Origin of the sequence: Rhizobium tropici CIAT 899 (genome assembly GCF_000330885.1) — a bacterium.
Lineage (GTDB): Bacteria > Pseudomonadota > Alphaproteobacteria > Rhizobiales > Rhizobiaceae > Rhizobium > Rhizobium tropici.
This window is the reverse complement of record NC_020059.1, coordinates 2,849,323-2,861,884: the sequence shown is the minus strand read 5'-3', so window position 1 is coordinate 2,861,884 and position 12,562 is coordinate 2,849,323. Positions and strand designations below refer to the sequence as shown.

Sequence of the window (12,562 nt, the reverse complement as noted above, 5' to 3'; positions counted from 1 at the left end):
AGGGCGAGATGAACGAGCATGTGAGCATGAGCGATCTTGGCGCCAACAGACTTTCGACGGACAAGCCGCTGTCTCTCGCCATCCTCGCCATGGGCGGGCAGGGCGGCGGCGTCCTGGCCGACTGGATCGTCGGACTTGCGGAAGCCCAGGGATGGATGGCGCAGACGACGTCTGTGCCGGGCGTTGCTCAGCGCACGGGCGCGACGATCTACTATATCGAAATGCTGCCGGCGAAGGATGGTCACGAGCCGATCTTCTCTCTGATGCCGACGCCGGGCGATGTCGATGTCGTCATGGCGGCCGAGCTCATGGAGGCTGGCCGTTCGGTGCTGCGCGGCCTCGTCACGCCGGACAAGACACTGCTGATCGCCTCGACGCACCGTTCCTTTGCGGTCTCGGAAAAGGAAAAGCCTGGTGATGGCATCGGTAGTGCCGAAGTGGTGGTCGATGCTACGGACTTCGCCGCCAAGCGCACCATCGCTTTCGACATGGAAACGATGGCCGTCAGGAACGGCAGCGTGATTTCGGCCTCCATGTTCGGCGCTCTGGCCGGCTCCGGCGCGCTGCCATTTGGCAAACAGGCTTTCGAGGCGATGATCCGTGCCGGCGGCAAGGGCATCGAGCCCAGCCTGAAGGCCTTCAATGCCGCCTTCGACAGGGTCAAGGAAAAGCCGCGCGATGCGGTTTCCGCGACGCCACCAAAGCACTTCGATGCGCTGCCGGAAACCGCCGGTCATCCGGCACTGGATCGGCTGGTCAATCGCATCCGCTCCGAATTTCCGGAAGTTGCCTGGCCGCTGCTGTTTGCGGGCGTCAAGAAGCTGACCGATTATCAGGACCCGGCCTATGCCGACGAATATCTGAGCCGTGTCGCGGCACTTCATGCACTTGATCGAAAGGCCGGCGGCGCGAGCAAGGATTTCGCCTTCACCGTGCAGGCGGCGAAGTATGTCGCAGTCGCCATGGCCTATGACGACGTCATTCGCGTTGCCGATCTGAAGGTGCGTGGCTCGCGCTTCGAGCGGTTGCGCAAGGAGGTCGGCGCCAAGGATGACCAGATCGTCTACATGACCGAATACATGCATCCGCGCATGGAGGAGGTCTGCGGCACGATGCCGAAGGCGATGGGTCTCTGGATCGAAAGCCGGCCGCGCCTGTTTGCCCGGCTCGACCGCTTCGTCAACAAGGGGCGTCGCGTTCAGACGGGCACGCTGTTCTGGTTCCTCGGCCTCTATATGGTCTCGGCGCTACGCCGCATCCGTCGCGGCACATTGCGGCATGCCCGCGAAGTCGAGCATCGCGAGGCCTGGCTTGCGGCGGCCTCCAATCTGCTGGCCGTGAACTACGATCTCGCCGCCGAGGTGCTGGGCAATCGCCGCCTCGTCAAAGGCTATTCCGATACGCATGCGCGTGGGCTATCCAAGTTCGATCGCGTCATGTCGGCGCTGCCGCTTCTTCGCGACCGCGAGGATGGAGCTGCGTGGATGAAGCGGCTGCGCCAGGCGGCGTTGCTGGACGAGCAGGGTACGGCGCTTGATGGGGCACTGAAGACTGTCGCGACGCTTTAAGGTTCCCGCGAGCGCGGAATCTTATCTCGCCCTTGGCGGGATAAATCCTGCCTCAGATCTCGTGCTTGCGGATATTCTGCAGCACCTTGTGCAGGGTCGAGATGAAGGTGCGATATTCGGCCTCGTCGACGCCATCGAACATTTGTAGGAAGAGGTCGTACATGGTCGGCCACACCTTCTCGAAGGCGGCGCGGCCTTCCTCGGTGATCGAGACGTCGCGGATGCGCATGTCTTCGGCGCGGGGTTGGCGGCGGATGTAGCCCTGCTGTTCGAGCGAGTCCAAGGTGCGGCTCATCGTCGACTGCTCGGTCACGGCGAAGACGGAGAGCTCGTTGATCGTAAGGCTGGAAGAGACGCTGAGAACGGCGAGCGTCCGCATCTTCGCAGTCGTCATATCGTATTCGCGCAGCTCTTCCAGCAGATTGGCGTTCCAGCGCGCCATCAGCCGGTTCATCAGATAGGGCGCGAAGTGATTGAGGCCGATTTCGCCCATGGTCGGACGTTTTGCGTTCTCATCTCGATTGCGCCGCAAAACGGTGCCTGAAAACCGCTCCTCCATCGACGATGTTCCTCCGGAAACTTGTTATTTCAGCGATGCTGCGAGCAGGAAGCCGGAGCCCCCACCAAGGCCTGGACCGGGATGCGCGGAAGCGCCGATGTGGTAAAGGCCGGATATGTGGGTGCGGTGGTTAACAGATGACTTGAAGGGACGCCAGATGAAAAACTGGTCGAGGCCGCAATAGCCCCCGTAGGGGTCCCCACCGACGAGGTTCATGTTCATCGCTTCCAGATCCGCCGGAGAATAGGCGCGGCGCGCGAGCTTGATGCTTGCAAAATCCTCGATATGGCTCGCAAGCAGAGCTTCGATGCGGTCGGCGTAGCGCTCGCGCACCTCTTCCGTCCAACGGCCGTCTTCAGGCGTTTCGATTTCGCCCGCGGCATCGCCCTTGATGCGGCGCGGTGCTTCGGGAAGTTGCAGCCAGAGGATCGATTTACCTTGCGGGGCGCGGGTGGGATCGAGTGCGACGGGCTGGCCCACACAGACGGTGGGTTCGGCGGGCAGAAGCCCGCGCTCGCATTCGTTGGCGGCGCGCGAGACGCCGTCGAGACCTGGGGTCAGGTGCAGCAGCGCCACCTTGCCGAGCTCGGCATTGGCTTTCCAGCGCGGCGGCTCGGAAAGCGCGTAGTGTATCTGCATGTCGCCCTTGCCGTAGCGATAGCTGGCAACGCCCGATTTAACCTCCGGTGGCAGCGGATCCGGCCAATCCTTCATCAGCCGTTCGTAAAGCTGGTTGGGCGTTGTCGAGCAGATTACCCCCGCCTTCGCCTTCAATGTTTCGCCATTCGCAAGACGCACGCCATCGGCGCTGCGATTGTGGTCCGGAATGATGGCCGCGACATCCGCGTTCACACGAATTTCACCGCCATGATCGGTAATCAACCGTTCGAAGGCCGTGAGCAGTTTGTCGGCGCCGCCCTTGACGATCGGTGCCCCGCCGAGTTCCAGCGCGAAGCCGATCACCTTCAGCATCTCGGCGGAATAGGCGCTTTCCGGGCCGAGGCCGCAGTGGAGCACCCAAGGCGCCCAGAGGGCATGAATATCCTCGGACCTGTAACTGGTTTCAAGATAGCCGCGCGCTGGCGTCAGAGCCTCACCAAACCAGGCCGCAAGCTTCCGCAGTCCGCGGCTCCAGCCTTGCTTTGCAACGGTCTTCAGGGTCGATCCTGACCATAGCGCACCGCCAAGCAGGGAAAACAGGAAAGGCGCGTCGGCGGCCAACGCATCCATTTCGCGCGAGAAGGTCTGCCCGTCGCCGGGCGACAATTTGTCGAAAGCGGCGATATTTCGCTGCCTGTTCTTGGAAAAAATCACATGCGAGCCGTCGGGCCTGAGCACGCCGGTGGGAAGGTCGGCATGGGCGAATTCCAGGCCCCGCGCCTCCAGATCCTTGCCGATGGCGCCATAGGCGGGCGAGGTGAGAAACAGCACCATGGTCGTCGCCATGACATCATGGATGAATCCGGGCTCGGTGATCTCCTCGGTGCGCAGGCAACCGCCAATGCGGTCATTGCGCTCAAGGATGAGTACCTTATAGCCCTTCTTGCCGAGCATCGCGGCTGCGACAAGCGCATTTATGCCGCTGCCGACAATGATGTAATCACGATCGCCCATTGCCAATGCCTTTCACCGCCAAGATGAGCGGAAAGGAGGAGCCTGCCCTCAAGGCTCCACCTTTCCAGCCAATCATGCAATCAATGCCAGTGCGCGAACCGGCGAGCCGGTGCCCTTGACGAACTTCAGTGGGGCAGCGATTAGCACAGCGCCCTTGGCAGGAAGCTGATCGAGGTTCGAGAGGCTGGCGAGGCCGTAACGGTTGGCCTTGTGCATGAGGTTATGTGCCGGAAAAGGCGGGTTCATGCCGCCGGCAGATCCGGCATCTGTGCCGATCGTTTCGGAACCCCAGCCGATGATACCCTTGGTGAGCAGGTATTCGATCGCTTCCGCCGTCGGGCCGGGAGAATGCGGGCCGTTTTCATCAGCGTTCAGGAAGGTTTCCGTCGAACCGTTGCGCTTGTACCAATCGGTGCGCAGCAGTACCCAGCTGCCGGCCTCGATCGCACCATGCTGGGTCTCCCATTCCTTGATGCTCTCGACCGTCAACAAATAATCAGGATTGGCGGCGGCTTCCTTGGAACGGTCGATGACATTGACCGGCGCCACGAAGTTCTGCGGGGGGATGGTGTCGGTCGTGTTGTTCGGATTATCCTTGCCGGTGATCCAGTGGCAGGGCGCATCGAAATGTGTGCCGGTGTGCTCGCCGAGCTCCAGCCAGTTCCAGGCCCAGAACGGGCCGTCCTGGTTGTATTCGGAGATCGTGTGGACCTTGACCTTGGGGGTGTTCTTGCCAAACTGCGGCGGCAGGTAGAGCACCGGGGTATCCGGTCCGAGCGGCGCTGTGAGATCAACGACCTTGACGGCGCCCGAAAGCAGGGCCGAGGCGAGGCTGGCGAGTGTGGTAGCAGTCATTTTTTCTAGTTCCCCTTGTTGTCGCGTGATCCCATGCGCAGAGCCCTTTTGCAGGTCTTTTGTTCGGGATCAGGCGTGAAGTCGGTATCGCCTGGCGCGGGGTGCCTTTCCTCCTGGCACCGGGTCCGCGCGGCGGCGGAATGAAGGGAGCCTATGTCACAATATATGATATTGCAAGCATTCCGCTCGGGTCCACAGAGCCAATTTTGACCTAAAATCGGCGGCCCGCATGAGTTTGTAAGCTACTGAAGCAAAATAGCATTCTTCGAGTTAATTCGATGAAATGCTCTTAACGGTTGCTTTTGTTTCCGACGGTTCGCGCCGACAGATACTTGAAGCTTAAAACTCAAAATGTATGCATGTGATAATAATAATCACAAACCAAAAGGGGCAGATGATGAGCTATGATGCGATCATAGTGGGGGCCGGTCACAACGGCCTGGCGGCGGCGGTGCATTTGGCCGCCAAGGGTTGGAAGGTCGCCGTCATTGAGGGAAATGCGGAGCCCGGCGGTGCGGTCAAGACCCGCGAGGTGACGCTGCCAGGTTTCCGGCACGATCTTTGCGCGATGAACCTCTCCATGTTTGCCGGCTCGGCTTTCTTCGCGCAGTATAAAGACGAGCTTTTGGCCGAAGGGCTGGACTTCGTGCCTGCAGCGGATTGTTTCGCCAGCGTCTTTCGTGACAACACCTATCTCGGCGTCGGTACCGACCTGGAAAAGACCGCTGGAGCCATCGCCGATATCTCGCCGCAGGATGCTGCCGCCTGGCGCACTATGCTCTCTACGTTCGGTGCGGATGCGCCGCATATTTTCGGTCTGCTCGGCTCGCCGATGCCGTCCATGGCCGCCGCCAAGGTCGTCTGGAAGGCATGGCGCGAAAAGGGGACGGGCTGGATCTACGACACGGCGCGCATGCTCCTTGCCTCGCCGCGCGATTTTCTGGACGCCCGCTTCCAGAATGTGAAGCTCAAAACGATGATGGCCGCCTGGGGGCTGCATCTCGACTTCGCGCCCGATGTCGCCGGCGGCGCGCTGTTTCCCTATCTCGAATCCATGGCCAATCAGGCATTCGGCATGGTGATCGGCAAGGGCGGTGCCGATACGATCATCAAGGCGATGGCGGCCGTGCTGAAAAACAAGGGCGGCGAGCTGATGCTCGGCACGCGCGTGGACAAGATCACGACCTCGGGCGGCAAAGCGACGGGCGTTGTGCTGGCCGATGGACGACGTTACGAAGCGAAGCGTGCGGTCATCGCCAATGTCCATCCGCAGATACTATTCGGCAAGCTTCTCGATCAGGATCCGGCGCGCCAGGAGTTTGACGGCAAGATCAAGCGCTTCCGTGCCGGACCGGGTACGATGATGATCCATCTGGCTCTGTCGGGCCTTCCGGATTGGACGGCGGGCAAGGCGCTCCAGAATTTTGCCTATGTGCATATCGCGCCGGATCTCGAAATGATGTCCCGCGTCTATGCCGAGGCCATGGGTGGACTGCTGCCGGCTGAACCTGCCCTGGTGGTAGGCCAGCCGACAGCCATCGATCCGTCGCGCGCGCCCGACGGGCAGCATGTGCTTTGGATACAGGTGCGTGTCCTGCCGGCGGAATTCCATAGTGATGCCGCCGGTCAAATCCGCGGCGCGGGCTGGGATGAGATCAAGGATATCTATGCCGAGCGCGTTCTCGATATCGTCGAACGTTATGCGCCCGGCTTGCGCGGCAAGATATTGGGGCGCTCGGTCTTTTCGCCTGTCGATCTGGAGCGCGAGAACCCGAATCTCATCGGCGGCGACAATCTCTCCGGCAGTCATCATCTCGATCAGAATTTCCTGTTCCGCCCGGTTGCCGGCTATTCGCGATATAAGACGCCCGTGACATCGCTCTATATGTGCGGGGCCTCGACATGGCCTGGCGCGGGAACCGGTGCAGGTTCCGGTTTCATGCTGGGGAAAATGCTGGCCAAGTGAACGCCACATGACTTGACGTTCAAACCTTTGACATTTCAAATATCGTCCCCTAGATCGCTGGGATTAGCGATGCGGAACGATAGGCCGAGGCGACGTCATGACAGAGTCCGAGAGTGCAAGCGTTGATCTGGAGATCATCGTTCAGGGCGCGCAGGAAGGCAAGAAGCTCGAACTGCGGCTCTGGCTGCGCATGCTGTCGACGACCAAGCTGATTTCGCAGGAAATCCGTCGCCGGCTGCGTAACGAGTTCGGGGCGACTTTGCCGCAGTTCGACCTGATGGCGCAGCTTTATCGCGAGCGAGAGGGCTTGCGCCTTGGAGAGCTGTCGAAGCGCACCATGGTCACCAATGGCAACGTCACCGGTCTTGTCGAGCGGCTGGAGGCGGATGGCCTTGTGTTGCGCGTAACACCCGACGGCGACCGGCGCGTCACGGTTGCGAAGCTGACGGAAAAGGGCGAGACCCAGTTCAGCGCCATGGCCGCCGCCCATGAAGGCTGGCTGCGCGACCTGATGGTGGATGTGGAGCCCGCTGTTGTCAGCGAGCTGTGGCGGGATATCGGCGCGGTGAAGTCCTCGGTGAGCAACCATCTTTCCGGCGCCGACTTCGATTGATGGCAAAACATGTCGCGCAAAAGTGTGTAGCGGTTTTGCGGTAACGACATGTGTCAACGGGGAACTATCTCGCCCGCTCGTCCTTGAACTTCTTTTCGAGCACGCTGACGAGGCGGACCATTGGCCAGAGCAGGATGATGTAGATCAGTGCGGCCATGATCAGCGGCGAGGGGTTGGCGTAGAAGCCTTGAGCGTTCTGTCCTTCCTTGAGCAATTCGGGAAGGGCCACAGTCGACGCGAGCGACGTATCCTTGAACATCGACACGCAGTTGCTCGTCGTCGGCGGGATGACGATACGCACCGCCTGCGGCAGCACAACCTTGTAGAGCGTGATCAGGAAGGGGATGCCGAGGGCTGCGGCCGCCTCGAATTGCCCGCGCGACACACTTTCGATCCCTGAGCGAAAGACTTCTGCCGAATAGGCGGCAAGCACGATCGAGAAGCCCAGGATCGCCGACCACCACGCGGAAAAGCTGATGCCGACGAAGGGTAATGCGTAATAAATCAGGATCAGCACGACCAGCATGGGCATGGCGCGCATGATGTCGATATAGGCGATCGTCAGGAGCTGCAAAGGCTTGGGGGCATAGAGGCGGATCAGGCTGATGACGAGGCCGCCGGTCACGCCGATCAGGATGCTGACGACGCCAAGCGCGATGGTCATCCAAAGCCCGCGCAGCAGCTGTGGAAAGGCCGAGATCATGACGTCGGAGTTAAGGAAGGTGTCGACGAAAGACATTGGCACTCCCGCGTGTGAAACGAAGACGAGGTTTCTTGCATCCACGCCGGTCGTTGCGACCGGCGTGGTTTCATTTCGATAATGATCTTTTGATCACGCTTTGGGGATAGGCAGTTCGGTGACGGTGGAGGAGCCTGCCGGTGCCTTGCCGCCGAACCATTTCTCGTGGATCTTTTCGAGCGTGCCGTCCTTCTTCATCGCGGTGATCGCATCGTTGATCTTGGCGACGAGTGGCGAATCCTTGGTCATCATCAGGCCGTATTGTTCGCCGGTCTTGATGCGATCCTTGATGGCAAAGCCCTTGGTCTTGACGAAGAGATACTGCATGCCGGGGATGTCGCTAACGACGGCATCGATGCGGCCGGCGCCGAGATCGAGGAACATATCCTGCTGCGAGTTGTAGCCCTTAACGTCGGCAAAGCCCTGAGCGGCCTTGTTGTCGTTGGCCCATTTTTCACCCGTCGAACCCGACAGCACGCCGATAGTTTTACCCTTGAGATCGGCGAGCGCCTTGATCGAGCTGCCGTCCTTGGCGGCGACGCCCATATCGGAGTCGTAATAGGGCTGGGTGAAAGACTGCGATTTCAGGCGTTCCGGCGTAATCGTGATGGACGAGATCGCCACGTCGATGCGCTTGGAACTGGTTGCAGCAAACAGGGCCTGAAAGCCATAGTCTGCGATATTTGTCGTCATGCCCGCGCGCTTGGCCGCTTCGTTGACGATATCGACCTCGAAGCCTTCGAAGCCGCCATTCGCGGTCTTATATTCGAAGGGCGGGTTGTTTGGATAGGAACCGACGTTCAAGACATCGGCAGCATAGGCAAAATGGCTTCCGCCGGCGAGGCCGGCGGCGGTCGCCAGGATCAGCAGACTGCGACGAGTAATGGACATTTCTTAGTCTCCCTCTGGTTATGGCCGCGGGCTTTTCCTCTCACCCGCGGGGGTATTCCGTCCGCCCGACCGGCGGCCGTCTCATGTCATCGCGTTTACCATGCGATCGAGTGCAATGCGCATCTGTTCGGTTTCGCGGAAGGTGCACATGCGCAGGAAGGCGCGCGATGCCTCGCCGAAGTGATATCCTGGCGCCAGGCCGACGCGGGCTGTCTCCAGGATGCGCTCGCAGAGCGCCGTCGCATCGGGCTCGCCCTGCAGCGCGAAGAAGGCATACATGCCGCCGCGCGGCTTTTCCGGCAGGATGATGCCCGCTATCTTCGGCAGCTTCTCATAGGCCAGATCGAGGCCTGCCTTGATACGTCCACGGATTTCTGCAACCAGCGGCTCGCCTTCGCGCAGAGCCGCCGCCGCGCCGGCCTGAACCATGGCCGAGGTGCCGCTGTTGATATACTGCGTCATCGCCCCCAGCTGGTCGGCGACGGCCGATGGGTGCGTCAGCCAGCCGACGCGCCAGCCAGTCATCGCCCACGCCTTGGAAAAGCTGTTGATCGCGATCACGCGATCGCCATCCTCGGCCACCTGCAGGATCGAAGGGGCAATGTCACCATCGAAATAAAGGCGGGCATAGACCTCGTCGGAGATGATCCAGATGCCGGTGCGGCGGCTGAAATCCAGCAGCGCCTGCATTTCCTCCCGCGATGCTGTCCAGCCCGTCGGGTTGGAGGGCGTCGACAGGAAGATGGCGCGGGTGCGGGCATCGCAGCGGGCGAAAAGCTTGTCGAGGTCGAGGCGCCAGTCGGTGTCGAAATCGAGCGACACGGCGCGCGGCTCACCGCCGATCAGATGGATGGCGTTATGGATATTCGGCCATTGCGGCGCGACGTAGACGACATTGGTGCCGACATCGACGAGCAGTTCAAGCGCCATATAGAGCGCCTGCATGCCGCCGGGGGCGACCGTGGTGCGTTCGATCGGGATGGGGCGCTTATGCCAGTGCGTCTGATAGTCGGACAACGCTTCGTTCAGCGTCGCCAATCCGCGCATATTCGGAACGTAGAAGGTTGCGCCGTCGTCGAGCGCCTTCTTCGCGGCATCCCGGATGAACTCCGGAGTGACGATATCCCCTTCGCCGAACCAGAGCGGGATGACGCCGCCGAGTTCGCGGGCGCGCTTGGCAAGCACGGCGATGTTGTCGGTACGCATGTCGCGGATCTGGGCGCGAATGCCTTCGAGAGCATCGCGGCCCGTCATCACGTTCGGCAGGTTATGCTGCGGTAGAAGAGACAAGAAATTTCCCCTGGGAATTCTGCATTGGAGGGTTCAAACGGCTGCGGCAACTTTCGCTTTTGCAACCCCTCAATTTCGAATGGTTATCCAAAAACCACTGCATTTCAAGGACAAATTTTAAGCTTAAAAAGTCTACTTTCCTGCTCAATTTCGCTTTGCCCTTTGAAATGGTAACGTATTGATAGAAATCAGCTTTCCTTGTTTTCTGGCGCATGCTTGCCTTGTTTTGCGGCATCGACGCCGGCAGCCAGGCTGGCGCCCAGAAACATCGTGTCGCTTGCCAGTATGAAGAAGCTGATGCCGGCTTCCGACCATGCGCCGACATCGTCTGCCCAAGGTCGAAAGATACCGACCGCGCGACCGGCGGACAGAGCGGTTTCGGTGATGGTTCTGATCGCCGCATCGAGCTTGTCCTTGCCCACAGGACCCATGGCGTCGATCGAAACCGAGAGGTCGCCAGGACCGATGAAAATGAGGTCGACGCCATCGACGGCCGCGATCTCGGCGATATTGGCAAGCCCTTCGGCTGTCTCGACCTGGATGGCGAGTACGAGTTCGGCATTGGCCTTGGTGAGGTAGTCCGGAATACGGTAGCCATAGGCGGCCGCACGACCCGGACCGACGCCGCGAGCGCCGAGCGGGGGATAGCGGGTGGCCTTGACGACTGAGCGCGCCTGCTCAGCCGTCGAAACACGGGGCACGAGAACGCCTGCCGCACCTGCATCCAGAACGGCTGCAATATCCTCCGCCGCATGGCCGGGGACGCGGACCATGGCCGGAACCCGATGGATATCGGCGGCGCGGATCAGATCCTCGATACGCTCGCGGCTGATCTGCGAATGCTCCCAGTCGATGCAGAGGAAATCGACGCCTGTGGCTGCCGTGACTTCGATGGCGACAGGATGCGGAATCGCCGCAAACGTACCGACGAGCAGCTTCTGCTCAATACAACTCCTGCGGAAATCGCTCATCGTCTTCCTCATTCTGGTGGTCTCTCAACGAGGGATGGACCGAAAGATACAACTGCGAAACGGCAATCTACTCTGCGTTCAAAACAGCTTTCCGTATCGATCGAAGCATCGGCACGGAGGCATTGCGGTGGCGGAGTTGTTCGGGCGCCGCCACCGCTCACAGGCACGGCTTACTTGCGCCGCGCCATGATCTCGCTCAGGACCGCGTCAAACCGGGCGATCTCCTCGACCTTGTTATAATGCACCAGCGACACACGAATGGCACCCGTTTCCATGGACAGACCGAGGCGTTTCATCAGGCGTGGCGCGAACATGTGGCCGTCACGCAGGCCGATGCGCCGCTTGCCCATCTCGTCGGCAAATTCCTGCGGCGTGATGCCTGGCATGTTGAAGCAGATTGTGGGCACACGCTGCTCCAGGCGGTTTTCGTCGGAGATGCCGTATATGGTGGCGCCGTGGTGCTTTAGAACTGCGATCATCTCGCGCGAGAGCATCAGTTCGTACTGGCGGATCGCGCCCATGGCGGCGGCAAGCGCCTCGCGGCGGCTGTGGGCGCCATCAGGCAGGAAACGGCGGCCAAGGCCTTCGAGGTATTTCACCGCCGCGTTCATTCCGGCGACGTTCTCATAAGTGAAGGTGCCGACTTCGATCTTGTAGGGCGGCACGTCCGGAATGAAATCCTCCTTAAATGTGGGAAGCTTGACCAGTGCGTCGTAGCGGCCCCAGAGGAAGCCCATATGCGGCGAGAAATTCTTGTAGCCGGAGCAGACGAGATAGTCGCAGCCCCAGGCCTGCACGTCGATCAGGCCATGCGGGCCGTAATGGACGCAATCGAGGAAGGTTTCAGCACCGACCGCCTGCGCCAGTTTGCAGACGCTAGCGACATCGACGATCGTGCCGATCGAATGCGCGGTGACGGTGCAGGCGACGAGGCGGGTCCTGTCGTTCAGCAGCGGCTTCAGGTCTTCCACATGCAGAGTGCCGTCGTCGCGCATGCGCCACCAGACGATCTTCGCGCCATCGGCTTCCAGCGCCATCCAGGTGGCGATGTTGGCGTCGTGATCCATGTCGGTGACGACGATTTCGTTGCGCTCGCCGAGCAGCTTGGCGATGCCGAGGCTGACAAGGCGGATGAAAGAGGTGGCGTTCTGGCCGAAGGAGATTTCTTCCGGGCGATAGGCGTTGACCAGCATGGCTACGCTTTCACGCGCTTCTTCCAGATTGCGGTCGACGCCTTGGCTGTGCTGGTATTTCGCCATGCGCTGGACGTTGAAATCGATGAGGTGATTGGCAACCGCATCGACGACCGCCTGCGGCACCTGTGCGCCGCCCGCATTATCGAGAAAGACGAAATCGCCAGCCTTCCGGATGGCCGGGAACATGGCGCGGATCTCGTCAACCGGGAAGCTGTTGTGGCCGGCGAATTGCGATACGGAAGCGGCGGAGCTCATGAGGATCTCGCTCTGGATATTAGGATTGAAATCTTGTTTTGATCA

General features: G+C 60.6%; 11 protein-coding genes. 3 read left to right on the top strand and 8 right to left on the bottom strand.

What is annotated here, in order from left to right:
• The first annotated feature begins 8 nt into the window (after nt 1-8).
• The gene (locus tag RTCIAT899_RS14090; protein WP_015340912.1) at nt 9-1,568 is read left to right on the top strand and encodes an indolepyruvate oxidoreductase subunit beta family protein; all 1,560 of its coding nucleotides are present in this window, start codon (nt 9-11) and stop codon (nt 1,566-1,568) included.
• Between the two features lie 52 nt (nt 1,569-1,620).
• Here the strand turns inward: RTCIAT899_RS14090 and RTCIAT899_RS14085 are convergent, their stop codons facing one another.
• From RTCIAT899_RS14085 to RTCIAT899_RS14075, 3 genes are all read right to left on the bottom strand, one after another.
• On the bottom strand, nt 1,621-2,127 hold the full coding sequence (locus RTCIAT899_RS14085; protein ID WP_015340911.1) for a MarR family winged helix-turn-helix transcriptional regulator: 507 nt from the start codon (nt 2,125-2,127) through the stop codon (nt 1,621-1,623).
• Between the two features lie 24 nt (nt 2,128-2,151).
• The gene (locus tag RTCIAT899_RS14080) at nt 2,152-3,741 is read right to left on the bottom strand and encodes a phytoene desaturase family protein (RefSeq protein WP_015340910.1); all 1,590 of its coding nucleotides are present in this window, start codon (nt 3,739-3,741) and stop codon (nt 2,152-2,154) included.
• 72 nt (nt 3,742-3,813) lie between these two features.
• Nucleotides 3,814-4,596, bottom strand: a complete 783-nt coding sequence (locus RTCIAT899_RS14075; protein WP_015340909.1) for a cyclase family protein — start codon at nt 4,594-4,596, stop codon at nt 3,814-3,816.
• Between the two features lie 394 nt (nt 4,597-4,990).
• Between RTCIAT899_RS14075 and RTCIAT899_RS14070 the strand changes: the two genes are divergently transcribed.
• Nucleotides 4,991-6,562 (top strand): phytoene desaturase family protein, encoded by a 1,572-nt coding sequence (locus tag RTCIAT899_RS14070; RefSeq protein WP_015340908.1) that lies wholly within the window; start codon nt 4,991-4,993, stop codon nt 6,560-6,562.
• A 97-nt stretch (nt 6,563-6,659) separates the two neighbouring features.
• Nucleotides 6,660-7,175 carry a MarR family winged helix-turn-helix transcriptional regulator gene (locus RTCIAT899_RS14065; RefSeq protein WP_015340907.1) on the top strand — a complete coding sequence of 172 codons (516 nt, stop codon included), beginning with the start codon at nt 6,660-6,662 and terminating at the stop codon, nt 7,173-7,175.
• A gap of 64 nt (nt 7,176-7,239) precedes the next feature.
• Here the strand turns inward: RTCIAT899_RS14065 and RTCIAT899_RS14060 are convergent, their stop codons facing one another.
• From RTCIAT899_RS14060 to RTCIAT899_RS14040, 5 genes are all read right to left on the bottom strand, one after another.
• A complete protein-coding gene (locus RTCIAT899_RS14060) occupies nt 7,240-7,914 on the bottom strand; it encodes an amino acid ABC transporter permease (protein WP_015340906.1) in 675 nt (224 codons plus the stop codon).
• Nucleotides 7,915-8,007: 93 nt separating this feature from the next.
• Nucleotides 8,008-8,805: an ABC transporter substrate-binding protein gene (locus RTCIAT899_RS14055; RefSeq protein ID WP_015340905.1), complete on the bottom strand. Its 798-nt coding sequence runs from the start codon at nt 8,803-8,805 to the stop codon at nt 8,008-8,010.
• Nucleotides 8,806-8,886: 81 nt separating this feature from the next.
• Nucleotides 8,887-10,095 (bottom strand): pyridoxal phosphate-dependent aminotransferase, encoded by a 1,209-nt coding sequence (locus tag RTCIAT899_RS14050; RefSeq protein ID WP_015340904.1) that lies wholly within the window; start codon nt 10,093-10,095, stop codon nt 8,887-8,889.
• Nucleotides 10,096-10,283: 188 nt separating this feature from the next.
• Nucleotides 10,284-11,066, bottom strand: a complete 783-nt coding sequence (locus RTCIAT899_RS14045; protein ID WP_041677640.1) for an HpcH/HpaI aldolase family protein — start codon at nt 11,064-11,066, stop codon at nt 10,284-10,286.
• Nucleotides 11,067-11,236: 170 nt separating this feature from the next.
• Nucleotides 11,237-12,517 (bottom strand): cysteine desulfurase-like protein, encoded by a 1,281-nt coding sequence (locus RTCIAT899_RS14040; RefSeq protein WP_015340902.1) that lies wholly within the window; start codon nt 12,515-12,517, stop codon nt 11,237-11,239.
• Nucleotides 12,518-12,562: the final 45 nt, after the last annotated feature.

What these genes read in the sequence shown, in the direction of transcription:
- RTCIAT899_RS14040 (WP_015340902.1), bottom strand. Translation starts at nt 12,517, where the DNA reads ATGAGCTCCGCCGCTTCCGTATCGCAATTCGCCGGCCACAACAGCTTC.
- RTCIAT899_RS14090 (WP_015340912.1), top strand. Translation starts at nt 9, where the DNA reads ATGAACGAGCATGTGAGCATGAGCGATCTTGGCGCCAACAGACTTTCG.
- RTCIAT899_RS14045 (WP_041677640.1), bottom strand. Translation starts at nt 11,066, where the DNA reads ATGAGCGATTTCCGCAGGAGTTGTATTGAGCAGAAGCTGCTCGTCGGT.
- RTCIAT899_RS14085 (WP_015340911.1), bottom strand. Translation starts at nt 2,127, where the DNA reads ATGGAGGAGCGGTTTTCAGGCACCGTTTTGCGGCGCAATCGAGATGAG.
- RTCIAT899_RS14070 (WP_015340908.1), top strand. Translation starts at nt 4,991, where the DNA reads ATGATGAGCTATGATGCGATCATAGTGGGGGCCGGTCACAACGGCCTG.
- RTCIAT899_RS14055 (WP_015340905.1), bottom strand. Translation starts at nt 8,805, where the DNA reads ATGTCCATTACTCGTCGCAGTCTGCTGATCCTGGCGACCGCCGCCGGC.
- RTCIAT899_RS14060 (WP_015340906.1), bottom strand. Translation starts at nt 7,914, where the DNA reads ATGTCTTTCGTCGACACCTTCCTTAACTCCGACGTCATGATCTCGGCC.
- RTCIAT899_RS14065 (WP_015340907.1), top strand. Translation starts at nt 6,660, where the DNA reads ATGACAGAGTCCGAGAGTGCAAGCGTTGATCTGGAGATCATCGTTCAG.
- RTCIAT899_RS14075 (WP_015340909.1), bottom strand. Translation starts at nt 4,596, where the DNA reads ATGACTGCTACCACACTCGCCAGCCTCGCCTCGGCCCTGCTTTCGGGC.
- RTCIAT899_RS14080 (WP_015340910.1), bottom strand. Translation starts at nt 3,741, where the DNA reads ATGGGCGATCGTGATTACATCATTGTCGGCAGCGGCATAAATGCGCTT.